The 20542-nt window shown below is 40.9% G+C and carries 18 protein-coding genes and 1 pseudogene; 17 read left to right on the forward strand and 2 right to left on the reverse strand.

Going from position 1 to position 20542, the window contains the following annotated elements:
* Nucleotides 1–44: 44 nt before the first annotated feature.
* A complete protein-coding gene (locus tag QMQ21_RS16180; protein WP_261814807.1) occupies nucleotides 45–944 on the reverse strand; it encodes an Rpn family recombination-promoting nuclease/putative transposase in 900 nt (299 codons plus the stop codon).
* 147 nt (nucleotides 945–1091) lie between these two features.
* Between QMQ21_RS16180 and polA the strand changes: the two genes are divergently transcribed.
* Nucleotides 1092–3725, forward strand: a complete 2634-nt coding sequence (polA, locus tag QMQ21_RS16185) for a DNA polymerase I (RefSeq protein ID WP_261814808.1) — start codon at nucleotides 1092–1094, stop codon at nucleotides 3723–3725.
* Nucleotides 3726–3809: 84 nt separating this feature from the next.
* Complete coding sequence (locus tag QMQ21_RS16190) at nucleotides 3810–4247, forward strand: CoA-binding protein (protein ID WP_004257688.1); 438 nt, start codon at nucleotides 3810–3812, stop codon at nucleotides 4245–4247.
* Between the two features lie 181 nt (nucleotides 4248–4428).
* On the opposite strand, the gene QMQ21_RS16195 is transcribed toward QMQ21_RS16190, so the two are convergent.
* Nucleotides 4429–5439 (reverse strand): YeiH family protein, encoded by a 1011-nt coding sequence (locus QMQ21_RS16195; RefSeq protein ID WP_261814809.1) that lies wholly within the window; start codon nucleotides 5437–5439, stop codon nucleotides 4429–4431.
* A 479-nt stretch (nucleotides 5440–5918) separates the two neighbouring features.
* Between QMQ21_RS16195 and QMQ21_RS16200 the strand changes: the two genes are divergently transcribed.
* From QMQ21_RS16200 to QMQ21_RS19555, 15 genes and pseudogenes are all read left to right on the forward strand, one after another.
* A complete protein-coding gene (locus tag QMQ21_RS16200) occupies nucleotides 5919–7088 on the forward strand; it encodes a pyridoxal phosphate-dependent aminotransferase (protein ID WP_064275761.1) in 1170 nt (389 codons plus the stop codon).
* Complete coding sequence (gene recO / locus QMQ21_RS16205; RefSeq protein ID WP_261814810.1) at nucleotides 7085–7855, forward strand: DNA repair protein RecO; 771 nt, start codon at nucleotides 7085–7087, stop codon at nucleotides 7853–7855. The genes QMQ21_RS16200 and recO overlap by 4 nt, the downstream gene beginning before the upstream one ends.
* Nucleotides 7852–8844 (forward strand): phosphate acyltransferase PlsX, encoded by a 993-nt coding sequence (plsX, locus tag QMQ21_RS16210; protein ID WP_049502343.1) that lies wholly within the window; start codon nucleotides 7852–7854, stop codon nucleotides 8842–8844. Before recO ends, plsX begins: the two co-directional genes overlap by 4 nt.
* Before the next feature lie 5 nt (nucleotides 8845–8849).
* Nucleotides 8850–9083: an acyl carrier protein gene (locus QMQ21_RS16215; protein ID WP_004257707.1), complete on the forward strand. Its 234-nt coding sequence runs from the start codon at nucleotides 8850–8852 to the stop codon at nucleotides 9081–9083.
* Between the two features lie 171 nt (nucleotides 9084–9254).
* Entirely contained in the window at nucleotides 9255–10106 is an 852-nt protein-coding gene (locus QMQ21_RS16220) for a C40 family peptidase (protein WP_023947430.1), read from the forward strand.
* 112 nt (nucleotides 10107–10218) lie between these two features.
* Nucleotides 10219–11388 (forward strand): PspC-like choline-binding domain-containing protein, encoded by a 1170-nt coding sequence (locus QMQ21_RS16225; RefSeq protein ID WP_261814811.1) that lies wholly within the window; start codon nucleotides 10219–10221, stop codon nucleotides 11386–11388.
* Between the two features lie 152 nt (nucleotides 11389–11540).
* The gene (locus QMQ21_RS16230; RefSeq protein WP_023940555.1) at nucleotides 11541–11687 is read left to right on the forward strand and encodes a smi_0057.1 family bacteriocin-like peptide; all 147 of its coding nucleotides are present in this window, start codon (nucleotides 11541–11543) and stop codon (nucleotides 11685–11687) included.
* A 564-nt stretch (nucleotides 11688–12251) separates the two neighbouring features.
* Nucleotides 12252–13067, forward strand: coding sequence for a GHKL domain-containing protein (locus QMQ21_RS16235; protein ID WP_000184939.1), 816 nt, complete (start codon nucleotides 12252–12254; stop codon nucleotides 13065–13067).
* Nucleotides 13064–13795: a response regulator transcription factor gene (locus QMQ21_RS16240; protein ID WP_001221869.1), complete on the forward strand. Its 732-nt coding sequence runs from the start codon at nucleotides 13064–13066 to the stop codon at nucleotides 13793–13795. The genes QMQ21_RS16235 and QMQ21_RS16240 overlap by 4 nt, the downstream gene beginning before the upstream one ends.
* Before the next feature lie 688 nt (nucleotides 13796–14483).
* Complete coding sequence (locus QMQ21_RS16245) at nucleotides 14484–14672, forward strand: class IIb bacteriocin, lactobin A/cerein 7B family (RefSeq protein ID WP_000180826.1); 189 nt, start codon at nucleotides 14484–14486, stop codon at nucleotides 14670–14672.
* A gap of 208 nt (nucleotides 14673–14880) precedes the next feature.
* A complete protein-coding gene (locus QMQ21_RS16250) occupies nucleotides 14881–15060 on the forward strand; it encodes a class IIb bacteriocin, lactobin A/cerein 7B family (protein ID WP_261814812.1) in 180 nt (59 codons plus the stop codon).
* Nucleotides 15061–15986: 926 nt separating this feature from the next.
* Nucleotides 15987–18140 (forward strand): peptide cleavage/export ABC transporter ComA, encoded by a 2154-nt coding sequence (comA, locus tag QMQ21_RS16260; protein ID WP_261035420.1) that lies wholly within the window; start codon nucleotides 15987–15989, stop codon nucleotides 18138–18140.
* A gap of 12 nt (nucleotides 18141–18152) precedes the next feature.
* On the forward strand, nucleotides 18153–19502 hold the full coding sequence (gene comB, locus QMQ21_RS16265) for a competence pheromone export protein ComB (RefSeq protein WP_261035419.1): 1350 nt from the start codon (nucleotides 18153–18155) through the stop codon (nucleotides 19500–19502).
* Nucleotides 19503–19671: 169 nt separating this feature from the next.
* The gene (gene purC / locus QMQ21_RS16270; protein ID WP_049544730.1) at nucleotides 19672–20379 is read left to right on the forward strand and encodes a phosphoribosylaminoimidazolesuccinocarboxamide synthase; all 708 of its coding nucleotides are present in this window, start codon (nucleotides 19672–19674) and stop codon (nucleotides 20377–20379) included.
* A 76-nt stretch (nucleotides 20380–20455) separates the two neighbouring features.
* Nucleotides 20456–20524: pseudogene (locus QMQ21_RS19555) on the forward strand (phosphoribosylaminoimidazolesuccinocarboxamide synthase); the annotation flags it as partial.
* Nucleotides 20525–20542 lie beyond the last annotated feature (18 nt).

Below are 20542 nucleotides of genomic sequence, written 5' to 3' on the forward strand. Positions count from 1 at the left end.
AAACGAAATTTTAGTTTTGTTCACTTTTATGTTATTCTATAAACTTACAATAAGGCCTCAAACTCAGCGACTGTCATGCCCAACTGCTGGCTGGCAACCTCGGAAGTCAGGAGACCTTGGCGAACCATATCTAGGAAGGCAAAGAGTTTCCCACGTTCAAGTCCCTGTTCAATACCACGCTCTAAACCTTTTTCTTCAGCTTGTTCCAAGGCATAGTCCTGCGCTAACAATGCTTGTTCTTCACGCATACGTAGTTGACTAAACATTTTCCTGTCCTCCTTAGACCAGCTCTTATAGTCCAGCAGTTGATCTGCCTGGCTGATGGCTCGCTCGGGTTGTTGGGTAAATGGTTTATTTCCAAAAAACTCCAACCACGGCTTGCGAACCTTGTCTTTGCTGGTTTCTCTGTATTTTTTTAATTCCAAGAACGCCATCTTGACTAGATGGTTTTCTTGACCGTTATTTGTGATGGTTAAGACTTCACCTGTCGTATCCTCGCGCATACTAAAGCTATGGAAAGCTAAATCATCTGAGAAGTAATTACTATCCACAATTGCGATAGCGTATACTGGTGCGATGTGTTTGTAACTTTGATGTGTATCACCTTCTCGTTGACGAATTTTTTCTAGGTTTTGATTGACCTGACTACACAGGTAAGCCCACAGGCGATTGATGAAAAAATTCTGATGATGTACTTGGATTTCGATAATAACCTGCGTGCCATTGTCTAACTCTGCCAAAACATCTATACTGGTATAGAAATCCTGCGCTGAGTACGGCAGGGAAGGCAAGACGTGAATGTTACTTCCCTCCAAAATCGTCACATTTTTTGCTGGTAAATCCAGCATATCGCGAATAAATTGACAAGTGATTTCTGGATTGCTAAAGATTTTCTTAGCAACCAAATCATTGGTTGGGCTGATGCCCGGATGACGTACAGTCATATTACTTCTCCTTTCATTATAGCACATTTTTAAATCTAGGTTTACTAGATTCTCTGGCTCTATCTATTTATTCGGAAAAAGGATGAAAAATACTCGGTCTGGCTCTTCCCAATGGTATTTTTTGGTGCTTTCCTTTATAATGGGTGTATGGATAAGAAAAAATTATTATTGATTGATGGCTCTTCTGTTGCTTTTCGGGCGTTTTTTGCGCTCTATCAGCAGTTGGATCGTTTTAAGAATGCGGCTGGCTTGCATACCAATGCGATTTATGGTTTTCAGTTGATGTTGAGCCATTTGTTGGAGCGGGTTGAGCCTAGTCATATTTTGGTGGCTTTTGATGCGGGAAAGACGACCTTCCGGACAGAGATGTATGCGGACTATAAGGGTGGTCGGGCCAAGACTCCTGATGAGTTTCGTGAGCAATTTCCTTTCATTCGTGAGTTGCTGGATCATATGGGGATTCGTCACTATGAGTTGGCTCAGTATGAGGCGGATGACATCATTGGGACACTGGATAAACTAGCAGAGCAGGATGGTTTTGATATTACCATTGTCAGTGGGGACAAGGATTTGATTCAGCTGACGGATGAGCATACGGTGGTTGAGATTTCCAAGAAAGGTGTGGCTGAGTTTGAGGCCTTTACGCCAGACTATCTCATGGAAAAGATGGGCATTACACCGACTCAGTTTATCGATCTCAAGGCGCTCATGGGAGATAAGTCGGATAATATTCCTGGGGTGACTAAAATTGGTGAAAAGACGGGTATCAAGCTCTTGCTGGAGCATGGCTCACTCGAGGGGATTTATGAGAATATCAATAGGATGAAGGCTTCTAAGATGAAGGAAAATCTCATCAATGATAAGGAACAGGCCTTTTTGTCTAAAACACTGGCGACCATTGATACCAAGGCACCGATTGAGATTGGTTTGAAGGATTTGGTCTATAGTGGTCCAGATGTGGAAAATCTTGGGAAATTCTACGATGAGATGGGCTTCAAACAGCTCAAGCAGGCTTTAAATGTGTCGTCAGCTGATGTGGCTGAGAGTTTGGACTTTACTATCGTTGACCAAGTTAGTCAAGATATGCTGAATGAAGAGTCTATCTTCCATTTTGAGCTTTTTGGTGAGAATTACCATACGGATGATTTGATTGGTTTTGCCTGGTCTTGTGGGGATAAGCTTTATGCTACAGACAAGCTTGAACTTTTGCAAGAGCCGATTTTCAAGGATTTTCTAGAAAAAACACCTCTGAGAGTGTATGACTTTAAGAAGGCTAAGGTTCTTTTAAATCGTTATGATGTGAATATGCAGGCGCCTGCTTTTGACAGTCGTTTGGCCAAATACCTCCTTTCGACTGTGGAGGACAATGAAATTGCGACCATCGCTAGTCTTTATGGCCAGACTTACTTGGTTGATGATGAGACTTTCTATGGTAAGGGTGTCAAGAAGGCCATTCCTGAACGCGAGAAATTCTTGGAACATTTGGCGCGTAAGCTTGCTGTTTTGGTCGAAACAGAGCCGGTTTTACTTGAAAAACTTAGCGAAAATGGGCAATTAGAACTTCTCTATGACATGGAGCAACCTCTAGCCTTTGTCCTTGCTAAGATGGAAATTGCTGGGATTACGGTCAAGAAAGAGACCTTGCTTGAGATGCAGGCTGAAAATGAACTTATCATTGAAAAACTGACTCAGGAGATTTACGAACTGGCTGGTGAGGAGTTTAATATCAACTCGCCTAAGCAGTTGGGCGTGCTTCTTTTTGAAAAGTTGGGTCTTCCCCTAGAATACACTAAGAAAACTAAAACGGGTTACTCAACAGCGGTGGATGTGTTAGAGCGTCTGGCTCCTATTGCACCGATTGTTAAGAAAATACTAGACTACCGTCAGATTGCTAAGATTCAATCGACTTATGTAATTGGCTTGCAGGACTGGATTTTGGCTGATGGCAAGATTCATACGCGCTATGTGCAGGATTTGACCCAGACTGGGCGTTTGTCTAGTGTGGATCCAAATTTGCAAAATATTCCTGTGCGTTTGGAGCAAGGTCGTCTCATTCGTAAGGCTTTTGTGCCTGAGTGGGAGGATAGTGTGCTGCTCAGCTCGGACTATTCACAGATTGAATTGCGCGTTTTGGCGCATATTTCTAAGGATGAGCACTTGATCAAGGCTTTCCAAGAGGGGGCTGATATTCATACTTCGACAGCCATGCGTGTCTTTGGCATTGAGCGTCCCGAGGATGTGACTGCAAATGACCGTCGTAATGCCAAGGCGGTTAACTTTGGAGTGGTTTACGGGATTTCAGATTTTGGTTTGTCTAATAATTTGGGCATCAGCCGTAAGGAGGCCAAAGCCTACATTGATACCTACTTTGAACGCTTCCCAGGTATTAAAAACTACATGGATGAAGTGGTGCGTGAAGCGCGTGATAAGGGCTATGTAGAGACTCTCTTCAAGCGTCGTCGTGAGTTACCAGATATCAATTCGCGTAACTTTAATATTCGTGGTTTTGCGGAGCGGACTGCCATCAACTCTCCTATTCAGGGTTCGGCGGCAGATATTCTCAAGATTGCTATGATTCAGTTGGATAAGGCCTTGGTTGCAGGTGGTTATCAGACCAAGATGTTGTTACAAGTGCATGATGAAATCGTCCTTGAAGTTCCGAAATCGGAACTGGCCGAGATGAAAAAATTGGTCAAACAAACCATGGAAGAAGCCATTCAACTCAGTGTTCCTCTGATTGCAGATGAAAATGAAGGGGTAACCTGGTACGAGGCTAAATAAAAAGGGGGCTAGTCCTCCTTTTTTGTAGTATAATTATGCAAGCCTTTTCAAATTGTGCTATACTGATGAAAAAGGAGGATTTCTATGAGTCAAGAATTTATCAATCCAAGTGATGGTGTGATTCGTCAGTATCTCGCAACGAGTAAAACCCTTGCTGTGGTGGGCTTGTCTGACCGTGAGGAAACAACTAGCAATCGAGTGACCAAGGAAATGCAGGCTCGGGGTTATAAAATTATCCCAGTCAATCCCAAGGCGGCAGGTGGCGAAATCTTGGGTGAAAAGGTTTATGCTAGCCTAGCTGAGATTCCTTTTCCTGTAGATATTGTCAATGTTTACCGTCGCAGCGAGTTTTTGCCTGATGTGGCGCGTGATTTTCTTAAGGCTGATGCTAAGATTTTTTGGGCACAGCTAGGACTTGAAAGTCTAGAAGCAGAAGAGATCTTGCGTGCTGGTGGATGTGATGATATCGTGATGAATCGTTGCATCAAGAGAGAACATACACGCTTGATTGAGGAAGCATAAGAAAAAGGTAGCTGGTGGGCTACCTTTTGTGTTATACTCAATAAAAATCAAAGAGCAAACTAGGAAACTAGCGCAGGTTGCTCAAAACACAGTTTTGAGGTTGCAGATAGAACTGACGAAGTCAGTCACATATATACGGCAAGGCGACGTTGACGTAGTTTGAAGAGATTTTCGAAGAGTATTAGAAAATGCCGATAAGGGTCTGCATACCAAGACTGGTGAGGATGATGGCAATCCAGCAGATGGCTCCGAGAACAATGGATTTTCCACTGGATTTGACCATAGCGACCAGATTAGTTTTGAGACCGATAGCACTCATGGCCATGATAATGAGAAATTTGGAGAGTTGTTTGAGAGGGGTAAAGAAACTACTGGATACCCCGAGAGAGGTCAGTAGGGTAGTTAGGAGAGATGCAAGGATAAAGTAAAGGATAAAAAGTGGGAAGACTTTTTTCAGTTGCAAACCTTGCTTATTTTTTTGCTCGCGGCTTTGCCAGTAGGAGAGAAAGAGAGTGATGGGGATGATAGCCAGAGTACGTGTGAGTTTGACAATGGTTGCGGATTCGAGGGTATTAGTCTGGTAGAGACTGTCCCAGGCGCTGGCGGTAGCCGTTACAGAGGAAGTATCATTGACCGCAGTTCCTGCAAAGAGGGCGAAGCCTTCATTGGATAGATGAAGCCAGGTGCCGAGAGTTGGAAAGATGAGCGCAGCCAAGACATTGAAGAAAAAGATAACGGAGATGGCTTGGGCTACTTCCTTTTCCTTGGCGTGAATAACAGGCGCTGTCGCTGCAATGGCAGAGCCACCACAGATAGAAGAACCCACTCCAATCAAGGTAGCCAGTTTTGTATCCAGTGCAAAGAAGCGCTGGAAAAGGTAGGCAACAATCAAGGCTATTGAAATGGTGGACAGGATAACAGGGAGCGAAGATTGTCCGACTGCGAAGACTTGCGAGATATTGAGACCAAAACCAAGCAAGATAACGGCATACTGGAGCAATTTTTTAGAACTAAAGGTCAATCCCGCATCCAGTTGTTTATAAGACGAGAGAAAGGGATGTAGGAGCATGCCTATGAAAATCGCAAAAACGGGCGCGCCAATAACAGGGAAAAATCCGCCCAGATACCAAGCAAGTAGTGAAATCAGAAGGCAGGCCAAGATACCTGCTCCATTTTTTGATAGAAATGACATAAAAACCTCCAAATAGAATATGTTACCATTATAGACCTGTAAACAGGAAAAGTAAAATAGAAAGTGGAGATAACAATTATTTGACAAGTAGTGCTAATTATGTAATAATAATCCTACAAGAACTGTAACGAAGTCTTGGCAAAAACAAAAATACCAGAGCTCCACCTCTGGTATTTCTTTTTGTCCAGTTACATTAAAACTAAACTCAGGTTATATTTTTTTGTCGCGCTTATCTAACCACTTTCTGACTATCCACTCAGAAATGACATTACCGGTAATAGTAATCAGTAATGGTGCTAGAATAACTGTAACGAAGATTAGCAAAAACTCACCTCCAAACTAAGTTCGTTAGTGGAGTTGCGACAAATCCATTTTAACATACTTCAATTTGTCATGCTAGCGTTATTCTATCATGTATTTTTGCGGTCGGGGGGCTTTTGTAGTATAATAGAGATACGTTTTGAAAGTAGGAGGTATCTATGGACTTAACTAAGCGCTTTAATAAACAGTTAGATAAGATTCAAGTTTCGTTGATTCGTCAGTTTGACCAGGCTATTTCGGAGATTCCTGGGGTCTTGCGTTTGACCTTGGGGGAACCTGATTTTACAACGCCAGATCATGTCAAGGATGCGGCCAAGCGAGCGATTGACCAGAACCAATCCTACTATACAGGGATGAGTGGCCTGCTGACTCTACGTCAGGCAGCCAGTGACTTTGTTAAGGAAAAGTACCAACTGGACTATGCTCCTGAAAATGAAATCTTGGTTACAATTGGGGCGACAGAGGCTTTATCTGCTACTTTGACGGCTATTTTGGAAGAGGGAGACAAGGTGCTCTTGCCAGCTCCTGCTTATCCGGGTTATGAACCAATTGTCAATCTAGTTGGGGCAGAGATTGTCGAGATTGACACAACTGAAAATGGTTTTGTCTTGACACCAGAAATGCTAGAGAAAGCTATTTTGGAGCAGGGTGACAAGCTCAAGGCGGTTATTCTCAACTATCCAGCTAATCCGACAGGAATTACCTACAGTCGGGAGCAGTTGGAAGCTTTGGCAGCTGTTTTACGCAAGTACGAAATTTTCGTTGTCTGTGATGAGGTTTACTCAGAATTGACCTATACAGGGGAAGCCCATGTATCTCTGGGAACTATGTTGAGAGACCAGGCTATTATTATCAATGGTTTGTCTAAATCACATGCTATGACCGGTTGGCGTTTGGGACTGATTTTCGCTCCTGCTGCCTTTACAGCTCAGTTGATCAAGAGTCACCAGTACTTGGTTACTGCCGCAAATACCATGGCTCAACATGCTGCGGTGGAAGCCTTGACGGCTGGTAAAAACGATGCGGAACCTATGAAGAAGGAATACATCCAGCGTCGGGACTATATTATCGAGAAAATGACTGCTCTTGGTTTTGAGATTATCAAACCAGACGGTGCCTTCTATATCTTTGCTAAGATTCCAGCGGGCTACAATCAAGACTCCTTTGCTTTTCTGAAGGATTTTGCTCAGAAGAAGGCTGTTGCCTTTATCCCTGGTGCTGCCTTTGGGCGTTACGGAGAAGGCTATGTGCGTCTGTCTTATGCAGCCAGCATGGAGACTATCAAAGAAGCCATGAAACGACTTGAGGAGTACATGAGAGAAGCATGATTCAGTCTATCACGAGTCAAGGCTTGGTGCTCTACAATCGCAATTTTCGTGAGAATGATAAGCTCGTCAAGATTTTTACAGAGCAGGCTGGTAAGCGGATGTTTTTCGTTAAACATGCTGGCCAGTCTAAGCTGGCACCGGTTATTCAGCCCTTGGTGCTGGCACGATTTCTCTTACGAATCAATGATGATGGGCTCAGTTACATTGAGGACTATCATGAGGTGATGACCTTTCCCAAGATTAATAGTGACCTCTTTGTCATGGCTTATGCGACCTACGTGGCAGCTCTTGCCGATGCTAGTTTGCAGGACAATCAGCAAGATGTCCCCTTGTTTGCTTTTTTACAAAAGACCTTGGAGTTGATGGAAGAGGGTTTGGATTATCAAGTTTTGACCAATATTTTTGAAATTCAAATCTTGACTCGATTTGGGATCAGCCTCAATTTTAATGAGTGTGTCTTTTGTCATCGGGTTGGTCAGGCTTTTGACTTTTCTTTCAAATATGGCGCCTGCCTCTGTCCAGAGCATTATCATGAAGATGAGAGACGTTGCCATCTCAATCCCAATATCCCTTATCTGCTCAATCAATTTCAAGCCATTGATTTTGAGACCTTGGAGACCATTTCGCTCAAGCCTGAAATCAAGCAAGAGCTACGCCAATTTATGGATCAACTCTACGAAGAGTACGTTGGGATTCACCTAAAATCAAAGAAATTTATTGATTCCCTAGCAGACTGGGGACAATTACTAAAAGAGGAAAAGAAATGAAAAAAATCGCAGTAGATGCCATGGGGGGCGATTACGCACCTCAGGCCATCGTTGAGGGTGTCAATCAAGCCCTAGCTGACTTTTCAGATATCGAGGTTCAACTCTACGGAGATGAAGCTAAAATCAAGCAATATCTGACAGCGACAGAGCGCGTCAGCATTATCCATACGGATGAGAAGATTGATTCAGACGATGAACCTACGAGAGCTATTCGGAAGAAGAAAAATGCCAGTATGGTCTTGGCGGCCAAGGCTGTCAAAGAGGGAGAAGCAGACGCTGTTCTCTCAGCTGGGAATACAGGTGCTTTACTAGCAGCAGGATTTTTCATCGTGGGTCGTATCAAGAACATCGATCGTCCTGGGCTTATGTCGACTTTGCCGACTGTAGATGGGAAGGGGTTTGACATGCTGGACCTCGGTGCCAATGCGGAAAATACAGCACATCACCTCCATCAATACGCGGTTCTAGGTTCCTTCTATGCTAAAAATGTTCGTGGAATTGCGCAACCACGCGTTGGCTTGCTCAATAACGGAACAGAGAGTAGTAAGGGCGACCCGCTTCGTAAGGAAACCTACGAATTACTAGCAGCTGATGAAAGTTTAAACTTTATCGGAAACGTGGAAGCGCGTGATTTGATGAATGGCGTTGCAGATGTTGTTGTGACAGATGGTTTCACGGGAAACGCTGTGCTCAAATCCATTGAAGGAACAGCTATGGGAATCATGGGCTTACTCAAGACCGCTATTACAGGTGGAGGTCTTCGAGCGAAACTAGGCGCCCTCCTTCTCAAGGACAGCCTCAGAGGTTTGAAAAAACAGCTCAACTACTCAGATGTTGGTGGAGCAGTCTTGTTTGGTGTCAAGGCACCGGTTGTCAAGACTCATGGCTCAAGCGATGCCAAGGCTGTTTATAGTACAATCCGCCAGATTCGTACCATGCTAGAAACAGACGTAGTTGCCCAGACTGCGCGTGAATTTTCAGGAGAATAAAAGAGATGACAGAAAAAGAAATTTTTGACCGTATTGTGACTATTATCCAAGAGCGACAGGGAGAGGACTTTGTCGTGACAGAATCCTTGAGTCTGAAAGACGATTTGGATGCTGATTCAGTCGACTTGATGGAGTTTATCTTGACACTGGAAGATGAATTTAGCATCGAAATCAGTGATGAGGAAATTGACCAACTCCAAAATGTAGGAGATGTGGTTAAGATCATTCAAGCAAAATAAAGATAAGAAGTTCCAAGGCATTTGCTTTGGAATTTTTCTTTGGTTCAAGTGACCGTTTAGGAACAGATTTAGTCTTTCTAGGGACAGTAGAAATCTGAGGAGACATAAGGGATATAATAGAGTCAGAAAAAATCAATCTCCAAAAAGGAGAAAAAAGAAAGGATTTTCACGATGAAAAAATATCTTTATTCTAGTTTGTTAGTTCTTGCAGGAGGCGTTCTCCTAGCAAATACTACGGTAGCCTATGCTGATTCCCCATCAGCAAGTGAGAAAGAAGCGATTGCTCAATTAGTTAATCAAGGCAAGATAAAAGCTGAAGAAGCTGATCAAGTAAAATTGATTGGTTTTGAAGATAAAGAAACCCAAGCAGAGGGAAATCAAGAGAAGAAAGCTTTCAATCAATATCGTGATCCGAAAGGAACATGGATGCAAACCAATGGTAAATGGTGGTTTAAATACGGTTCAGGTGGTTATGCTAAAAATTGGGAACAATTAGATGGCAAGTGGTACTATTTTGATGACCAAGGATGGATGAAAGAAAATACTTGGATTCAACCTGATGGTAATTATTACTACTTATCTGCTAGTGGTGCTATGGTCACTGGTTATCAACGTGTGAATGGTACACCATACTTCTTTAGAGCCAGTGGTGTATGGGTAGAAAATCGTGGACAGGCACTTGGTGAATATGCCGAGACATTTGTAGGGAAAATCCCATATGTTTGGGGTGGGGCAGATTTGAATAGTGGCGTAGATTGCTCAGGATTTACGATGGCTATTCATGCTAAGTTCGATATTAGTATTCCTAGAGTGACCTATGGTCAAGCAACAGGAGGAAGTTATGTAAGTAATGGTTCTCAACAAGCTGGAGATTTGATTTTGTATAATAGTGAAGAGACAAATGACCATGTAGGTATTTATGTTGGTGGTGGAAAGGTAGTTCATGCTCCATATCCAGGTCAATATGTTTCTTATATGGATCAATACGGTATTACTCAAAATACAATTCGTAGATATTGGTAATATTGTCTAATCTTTCACAATATTATTGACTTTGATTATGAAAAGTATTAGAATATAGCTAAATAAAGAGGGGAAACCCTCCTATAGCTATTCAATAAAGGAGGAAATGGCTATGAAAAAATCTAAACTACTCACACTTGGTTTGCTTGCAGGTGCTGCTCTACTTTTGTCTATCAACCAAGCACAAGCTGCAGATACTTGGGTTAAAAATGGTGCTGACTGGAATCTTTCACAAGATGGCAGTCTAGCTAAGGATAAATGGGTACAAAATGCTGGCTCATGGTATCACTTCGACGGCACTGGTAAAATGCAGACAGGCTGGCTCAAAGACGGAAATACATGGTATTCCCTAGCAGATAGTGGCGCTATGCGTACTGGCTGGTACAAGGAAGGTAACACATGGTACTCACTAGCAGATAGTGGTGCTATGCGCACAGGTTGGTACAAAGAAGGGTCTACTTGGTACTACCTAAAAGGCAGTGGCGCTATGGCAACAGGATGGGCAACTGCAAATGGTCAATGGTCTTACTTTGAAAAATCAGGTGCAATGGTCGCAGATAGAGCTGTTCCAGCCAGTGATGGGGAAAGTTATGTCATTGGTAAGGATGGCTATCTAGCAAATAGAAAAGATTCTGGATACAATATTCATGATATTGTCAAACTTGGAGATGGGCAAGAATATTTGCTAAATGCTAAAGGTGACGATGTTATTATTGAAAAAAACACTTGGTATATCAGACCAGAGTTCAAGAAGTTTTCTAACAAATATGGGGATGAGGTTGCAAATACTACCTTAGCTTTAGTGGATAATAAAGAAGAAGGACAAGAAATTGATCCTAAGGCAGTTGTACAGAACTTCCAAAACTTACCAAATCGCTACTACTTTGATGAAAATGGACATCGTGTGGTTAATATCCCAGCAATGACAACCTATTCAGAGATTAAAAAAGTTGGCAATGATGTCTATTTAGAAAATCCAGGTGCACGACTTCGTCTTGGAGCTACCCACTTTACAATCAATAACAATAAACTATACTATTTAGAAAATGAGCAAGGTAAGCTCAAAACAGGTTACTTTGTATTGATTGATGATGGTATGGCTACAACCCACTATCACATCCTAGTCTATGCGGATCAATCTGGTGAAATTCTTAAGATGAAACGCTTGCCATCAGGAGTTTCAGATTATCTGGATAAAGAAATCGATGGTTTATACGGTGAAAAAATTAAGATTGAATCTCCACACTCAAACGAATATTATAAAGTGGTTGTGGTTAAATAAAAATAATATCTTCACAACTAATTGTTAACACTCTAACCAATATACCATTTTCAGGAGGCTTTAGATTTCTTGTATTTTAAAAGGAAACTAAAGCCTTTTGTAGATGGAGCAGGGGATAGAGTTATCTATAAAATAATGAAAAGGAGTCTGTCATGGAAATGAAAAATATATTTGTAGAATTGAAACAATTTGAAGAATTAACTCCAGAGGCTTTGGAGAAAGTGAATGGTGGAGGGATTTTTGAAGATGCCGTAAAATGGTGCGATAAGTTATTTAGTACGGGTAGACACTTTGCTTAAATTCACAGTATTCGTTAGAGATTAGATTTATTTATGATTATTTTAGAATTCTTAGTTTCTGTGCTATATATACTGTTGGTAGTCGTTTCAACCATGGTTCCTACTATTTATTTGGGTGCTCAAATTTCCCCAGAATTTTATAAAAAACGTTATTGGGTCCTTGTATTTTTAATTAGTTTATCTGCTCGCCAAACATTTGGAGAATTATTTCATATAGGAATCATTCTCTTCTTTTACTGTATTTTTTTACTAGTATTGCACAAGGGAAAAGGGGAAGCTTTTTTTCTTTCTCTGTATCTTTTTCTCTTCTTTCAAAGTATTCGTTATTTATTTTTGACAATTTGGATTCGTGTATTATCTGGTGAGCCTTGTTGTTTTGTAGATTCGTTTTCCACTTTATATAGATCTGTATTTGATTTATTATCAATCTTTCTATGTTGTAAAATTATGAAACGTTGGTCTTTAGATTTGGATTTATTCTTTTCAGATGCTTTCAAAACCCACTATCGTAAGAGTTTTTTCATTATCCTACCTCTGACTGGATTTAGGATATTCTCTTCGTTTATGACCAATAGAAATAGTTCTTTCTACGTTCGTTTTGATACGACCATTTCTCTCCTGATTTTCATTCTCTTTTTCTCTTGGCTCTTTTACATTAAGCATTTGGAGCAGGTTTATCGTGATGAGCAGACCATTCAGAGACAGGAAGATGAAAATCGTTCCTTGCAAGGGATGGTGGACAAGCTGGGTCATCTCTATGATGAGGTTCGAGGTTTTCGTCATGATTTTGCAGGAATTGTCGCTAGTATGGAGCCTGCTATAGCTAATCAAGATATGGCTGAGGTGTCTACCATTTATCAAGATGTCTTTCTAAAGACCAATGAAAAGCTGAGAAAGGCGGATTACACAGCCTTTAATCTTCATAATATCCATGATATAGCTATTCGCAATACCTTGGCAAAAGCCATGATTGTGGCAGATAATCAGGGAATTCATTTTAGTTTGGAGACGGTGGGGGTCGTAGAAGAGCTGGCATTACCTATGTTGGAGGCTATCCGTATCCTTTCTATCCTCACGACAAATGCTTTAGAAGCAGCGAATGAGGCGGAAAATCCGCAGATTCGGGTTGCTTTGTTGGCAGGTGATAGGAGTGTCCGTTTTATCATTGAAAACACTCGTAAGAAAGAAGAACTGAATCCCAGCATTCTCAGTCAAAAGGGTTACTCTACCAAGGGTAACCATAGTGGACTGGGCTTAGCAACCTTGGAGGATATGGTTTTTCATTATGATTTGAACTTAGATACCCAGCTAGGAGAAACGACCTTTAGACAAGATTTAGAATTGCCATTTAAGGATGAGAAACGAGGGGGAGAGGAATGAGAATTTTAGTTTTGGAAGACGATAGAGTCCAGCAAGGACGGATAGAGCAGACTTTGCTGGATATCGGTCGCTCTCGCAATTTAAGATTGGAAATTGATATTGCCAAAAACTATGGGGATGTTGAAAAGTATTCTCAGTATTTTGATCATTATCAGCTCTATTTATTAGATTTAGAGATTGATGGAGAGCGTGAACGGGGTTTTCAGGTTGCTCAACAGGTTCGGGAGCGGGATCCTTTTACAAGCATTGTCTTTGTGTCCACGCACTCGGAGGCCTTGCCTCTAGCTTTTCGCTATCACTTGTCTGCCTTGGATTTTATTTCTAAGGATCAACCAGAGGAAGATTACCGTCATCAGCTGGAGCGCTGTCTGGACTATGTACTGGCAGTGGACAAGAGGGAAAATATGCGTCTCTTCACCTATAGTTTTGAGGGAAGACGGGGCTTTACTCTGCCCTACCATGAGATTTTAGCCTTTGAAACCTCAGTGGAATCCCACCGTATCAAGGTCTATTATGCCAATCACTCTATCAAGACCATTTATGGCAGTCTCAAGGATATCGCTGCTAAGGCTGAAAAAGATTACTTTGTCTATGCCAATCGCAATACTTTAGTCAGTTTACAGGCAATTGAAGAGATGACTGCCACAGAAGTGACCTTGTTAGAAGGCTTGCATTTCCCCGTATCACGAACAGCCAGAAGAACCCTTAAAAAACATCTCAACGTCTAATATCTGTTAGACTTGAATAAATTTATCAATAAGAATATCGGAAAATTTTCTGATATTCTTATTTTTTGACTTCTTTTTCGAATAGATAGGTAAGAGGAAAAGGAAAGGAGACTAGTTCATGTTTATATCAATGTTCTACCCATGGTTCACTGAGTTATTTTTTAAATAAATTTAATTTAGTTGTACATTTTCGAAATTTTTTTCGAATAGATAAGTAAGAGGAAACAGAAAGGAGTTTGGTTTATGTGTCTACCAATTTTCTATCCATGGTTTACTAAATTATTTTTCAAATAAATTTAATTTAGTTGTACATTTTCGAAATTTTTTTCGAATAGATAAGTAAGAGGGAAAAGAAAGGAGCCTGGTTTATGTATCTACCAATTTTTTATCCGTGGTTTACTAAATTATTTTTCAAATAAATTTAATTTAGTTGTACATTTTCGAATTATTTTTCGAATAAATAAGTGAGACGAAAAGGAAGGAGACTACGCGATGTATTTACCAATCTTATTGCCATGGTTTATCAAATGGTATTTAAAATAAATGAAATTTACCTGTTCATTTTAAATCACTTCTCAAATAGATAAGTGAGACGAAAAGGAATTCAGTAATTTATCTATTCTGGTTTTTAAAATGGTTTAAGAGCCAGAAATCGTAAACTAAAAAATAGAAATAAAGGAGAAAAAAGATGACAAATTTTGACAAAATGGAACAGAACTTTGTAGCTCTTACAGAAGAAGAGTTGATGAATGTAGATGGGGGAATTGCACCACTAGTAGTTGCGTTTGGAGTAGCTGCGTTTAAAGGTTTTTCTGTAACAGGAGGGGCTATTATACTGGGAGCAGGTCTTTATCAAGTTGGTAAAAATCTGAAATAAGACTTTGAGTAAGTTTTATGAATAGAATATTAAAAAGAATATATATAGGATCTGCTTTAATATCTTACAGCATATTATTAATTTATTCTCTACTTAATTTAGAGAAGGTATCGTTGGGGATCTGTATTTTGTTAGTAGCATTGACATACTATATTAATAAAAAAGAAATATTTAAAGCAAAAGTGAATAAGAGCAAGGAGAACTTAAAATGAATATTTTAGTAAATGATAATCAGTTTACAGCAATGACAGAAAAAGAACTAGCAACAGTTGATGGAGGAGTACTTCCTGCAGCGGTAGTAGCAGTTCCAGTAGGAATCAAGGTTGCAGGGCATGTTGTCGGTGGTTTATCCGCTGTAGGGCTAGCTGCATGGGGTTACTTCAGATAAGATAAAACACTGTGAAGAAATCAATGAATTTTTCAAGCGAATTTGCGGCTATTATTATATCAGCTTCAGGGATGGTAGGTTTATTAGTGGGACTCACTATTGGCTTAGCTAGTATTATTTAAAGAGGGGTATAACATGCAAAATTTGAATCAATTTGAAATCGTAGAGCAAAGTGAATAAGTTGAAGTAGGTTTATTGATTGTTATCGAAGGATTATTACTTCCTGCTGGTGGAGCAGCTTTAGGGTATTATGCGAATAGACCATAATCTGATTATAGTCAGAGAGGCATTTCTATGTTTTTAAAAAAATTCGTTAAATCAGTATTGAAAGTTTTGCCTGAAATCATGGTATTACTTAGTTCAATGTCTTATATCATCATCAGATTAGTAGCTGATATGAATAAAGTATCTTTACCTACTTGGTTTGATAGTTTCAATATACCAACGATTGCATTATTTATGATGGTCTTCATTCTTTTATACAGAAGTAAAGACAAAAAGAATAGATAGATTTGAAGCTGTAGACGCTCTATAGGGAATAGGCATCTTGTGGTAACGAATCAAAAAAAGGAGTAACTATGAATCGTAATTTAGAACGGTGTTATCTATTCTGACTGTGAATAGATCATACCAGAGGTGGCTTAGAAATAGCAGGGACATTAGAAATTGAAGTAACTTTAAATAGGATGTCGTAAAGTTTACTATCAATGATTTATTTGTCCCAAGCTTGCCTAGGGTGTCAGAAAAAAATCATTTTCCTTTCAATAGCATATTTTTAGTAGGTAGAACGTTTGTTCTGCCTATTTTTTTGCAAAAGAAGTGCATTTGGGAGGTAGATAGGTGCATTTGGGAAGGAAGTCCAGTTTTTGTTTGGGGATTGGGGTAAGATAGGTATTATCAGATGAGTTTAGGAAAAGGAGATGAATATGAAATTTGGGAAACGTCACTATCGTCCGCAGGTGGATCAGATGGACTGCGGTGTAGCTTCATTAGCCATGGTTTTTGGCTACTATGGTAGCTATTATTCTTTGGCTCACTTGCGAGAATTAGCTAAGACGACCATGGATGGGACAACGGCTTTGGGCTTGGTCAAGGTGGCAGAGGAGATTGGCTTTGAGACGCGAGCGATCAAGGCGGATATGACGCTCTTTGACTTGCCAGATTTGACTTTTCCTTTTGTTGCCCATGTGCTTAAGGAAGGGAAATTGCTCCACTACTATGTGGTGACTGGGCAGGATAAGGACAGCATTCATATTGCCGATCCAGATCCTGGGGTAAAATTGACCAAGCTGCCACGTGAGCGTTTTGCGGAAGAATGGACAGGAGTGACTCTGTTTATGGCGCCTAGTCCAGACTACAAGCCTCATAAGGATCAAAAGAATGGTTTGCTCTCTTTTATCCCTATATTAGTGAAGCAGCGTGGCTTGATTGCTAATATTGTTTTGGCAACACTCTTGGTCACCTTGATTAACATTGTGGGTTCTTATTATCTGCAGTCTATCATTGATACCTATGTGCCAGATCAGATGCGTTCGACGTTGGGGATTATTTCTATTGGTTTGGTCATTGTTTATATTCTTCAGCAGATCTTATCTTACGCTCAGGAGTATCTCTTGCTTGTTTTGGGGCAACGCTTGTCGATTGATGTAATTTTATCCTATATCAAACATGTTTTTCACCTGCCTATGTCCTTTTTTGCGACACGCAGGACAGGGGAAATTGTGTCTCGTTTCACGGATGCTAACAGTATCATTGATGCGCTGGCTTCGACTATTCTTTCGATTTTCCTAGATGTGTCAACGGTTGTCATTATTTCCCTTGTTTTATTTTCACAAAATACCAATCTCTTTTTCATGACTTTATTGGCGCTTCCTATCTACACAGTGATTATCTTTGCCTTTATGAAGCCGTTTGAAAAGATGAATCGGGACACCATGGAAGCCAATGCGGTTCTGTCTTCTTCTATCATCGAGGACATCAATGGTATTGAGACTATCAAGTCCTTGACCAGTGAAAGTTCACGCTATCAAAAGATTGACAAGGAATTTGTGGATTATCTGAAAAAATCCTTTACCTATAGTCGAGCAGAGAGTCAGCAAAAGGCTCTGAAAAAAGTTGCCCATCTCTTGCTCAATGTCGGCATTCTCTGGATGGGGGCTGTTCTGGTCATGGATGGCAAGATGAGTTTGGGGCAGTTGATTACCTATAATACCTTGCTGGTTTACTTTACCAATCCTTTGGAAAACATCATCAACCTGCAAACCAAACTTCAGACAGCGCAGGTTGCCAATAACCGTCTGAATGAGGTTTATCTGGTAGCTTCTGAGTTTGAGGAGAAGAAAACGGTTGAGGATTTGAGCTTGATGAAGGGAGATATAGACTTCAAGCAGGTTTCCTACAAGTATGGCTATGGTCGAGATGTCTTGTCGGATATCAATTTAACCGTTCCCCAAGGGTCTAAGGTGGCTTTTGTGGGGATTTCAGGGTCAGGTAAGACGACATTGGCCAAGATGATGGTTAATTTTTATGATCCAAGTCAGGGAGAGATTAGTCTGGGTAGTGTCAATCTCAATCAGATTGATAAAAAGGCCTTGCGCCAGTATATCAACTATCTGCCTCAACAGCCCTATGTCTTTAACGGAACGATTTTGGACAATCTTCTTTTGGGAGCCAAGGAGGGAACGACTCAGGAGGATATCTTACGGGCGGTCGAATTGGCAGAGATTCGGGAGGATATTGAGCGCATGCCACTGAATTACCAGACGGAATTGACTTCGGATGGGGCAGGAATCTCAGGTGGTCAACGTCAGAGAATTGCTCTGGCGCGTGCTATCTTGACAGATGCGCCTGTTCTGATATTGGATGAGGCGACCAGCAGTTTGGATATCTTGACTGAGAAGCGAATTGTCGATAATCTCATGGCTTTAGACAAGACCTTGATTTTCATTGCTCACCGCTTGACCATTGCTGAGCGGACAGAGAAGGTTGTTGTCTTGGATCAGGGCAAGATTGTTGAAGAAGGAAATCATGCTGATTTACTTGCACAGGGTGGCTTTTACGCCAATTTGGTGAATAGCTAGAAAGAGGAGAGGATGAAACCAGAATTTTTAGAAAGTGCGGAGTTTTATAATCGTCGTTACCATAATTTTTCCAGTCGGGTGATTGTACCCATGTCCCTTCTGCTTGTGTTTTTGCTTGGCTTTGCAACATTGGCAGAGAAGGAGATAAGTTTATCAACTAGAGCTACTGTCGAGCCTAGTCGTATCCTTGCAAATATCCAGTCAACTAGCAACAATCGTATTCTTGTCAATCATTTGGAAGAAAATAAGCTGGTTAAAAAGGGAGAATTGTTGGTTCAATATCAAGAAGGGGCAGAGGGTGTCCAAGCGGAGTCTTATGCCAGTCAGTTGGACATACTCAAGGATCAAAAAAAGCAATTGGAGTATTTGCAGAAGAGCTTGCAAGAAGGGGAGAACCACTTTCCAGAGGAGGATAAATTTGGCTACCAAGCCACCTTTCGTGACTACCTCAGCCAAGCGGCTAGTCTTAGGGCTAGTACATCGCAACAAAATGAGACCATCGCGTCCCAGAATGCAGCAGCTAGCCAAACCCAAGCCGAAATCGGCAACCTCATCAGCCAAACAGAGGCTAAAATTCGCGATTACCAGACAGCTAAGTCAGCTATTGAAACAGGTGCTTCCTTGGCCAATCAGAATCTAGCCTACTCTCTCTACCAGTCTTACAAGTCTCAGGGCGAGGAAAATCCCCAAGCAAAATCTCAGGCTGTTGCGCAGGTTGAAGCGCAGCTCTCTCAGTTAGAATCCAGTCTTGCTACTTACCGTATTCAGTATGCAGGTTCGGGTGCCCAACAAGCCTATGCGTCAGGCTTAAGCAGTCAATTGGAGTCTCTCAAATCCCAACACTTGGCAAAAGTTGGTCAGGAATTGACCCTTCTAGACCAGAAAATCTTGGAGGTGGAGTCAGGTAAGAAGGTACAGGGAAATCTTTTAGACAAGGGGAAAATTACGGCGAGTGAGGATGGGGTGCTTCATCTTAATCCTGAGACCAGTGATTCTACCATGGTTGCAGAGGGGGCTCTACTAGCCCAACTCTATCCATCTTTGGAAAGAGAAGGGAAAGCCAAACTAACAGCTTATCTTAGTTCAAAAGATGTAGCAAGGATCAAGGTCGGTGATTCTGTTCGCTATACGACGACTCATGATGCCAAGAATCAACTTTTCCTAGATTCTACTATTACAAGTATTGATACGACAGCTACTAAGACTGAGAAAGGGAATTTCTTTAAAATCGAGGCGGAGACTAATCTAACTTCTGAGCAGGCTGAAAAACTTCGATATGGGGTGGAAGGTCGTCTGCAGATGATTACGGGCAAGAAAAGTTACCTACGTTATTATTTGGATCAATTTTTGAATAAAGAGTAATGTTCGTGTTTTTAGAGTTAAATGATTTTAAAACTGTGAGAAATCTTTTTCTTGCGGTTTTTTCTTTATGATTTTTGAGGTCACTACGTTATTTATTCGGTTAAATTCTTGTAATTTTAGGTTTTTTATGGTAGAATGTGCTCAAGTAATACGAAAGGCGAACTTTAAAATGTCAAAACAATTGATCTATTCGGGAAAAGCTAAAGATATCTATACAACTGAGGATGAAAATCTTATTATTTCAACTTACAAGGACCAGGCGACTGCTTTCAACGGTGTCAAGAAGGAGCAGATTGCGGGCAAGGGAGTGTTGAATAATCAGATTTCATCTTTTATTTTTGAGAAATTAAATGCGGCTGGTGTGGCGACTCACTTTGTAGAGAAACTTTCAGACACGGAACAACTCAATAAAAAGGTTAAGATTATTCCTTTGGAAGTCGTGCTCCGCAACTATACTGCTGGTTCCTTTTCAAAACGTTTTGGTGTGGATGAGGGAATCGCATTTGAGACTCCGATTGTCGAATTTTACTACAAAAATGATGATTTGGATGATCCATTTATCAATGACGAGCATGTGAAATTTCTACAAATTGCGGATGACCAGCAGATTGCCTACTTGAAGGAAGAAACCCGTCGTATCAATGAACTTTTGAAGGTCTGGTTTGCTGAGATTGGGCTTAAGTTGATTGACTTTAAGCTAGAGTTTGGTTTTGATAAGGATGGCAAGATTATCTTAGCAGATGAATTTTCACCAGATAATTGCCGCTTGTGGGATGCGGATGGCAACCACATGGATAAGGATGTTTTCCGTAGAGGATTGGGAGAGCTAACAGACGTTTATGAAGTTGTCTGGGAGAAGTTGCAAGGTTTGAAATAATCTGTTTGCAACGGAAAACCTTCGTCTCTCAACTAAAAGGACTCAGGCTGAAAGGGTCCCCCAGACCTTTTCACTCCGTAGAGGATTGGGAGAACTAACAGATGTTTACGAGATTGTCTGGGAAAAGTTGCAGGGTTTGAAATAACAACCCCAAGGCTGTTTG

The organism is Streptococcus bouchesdurhonensis (assembly GCF_948472335.1).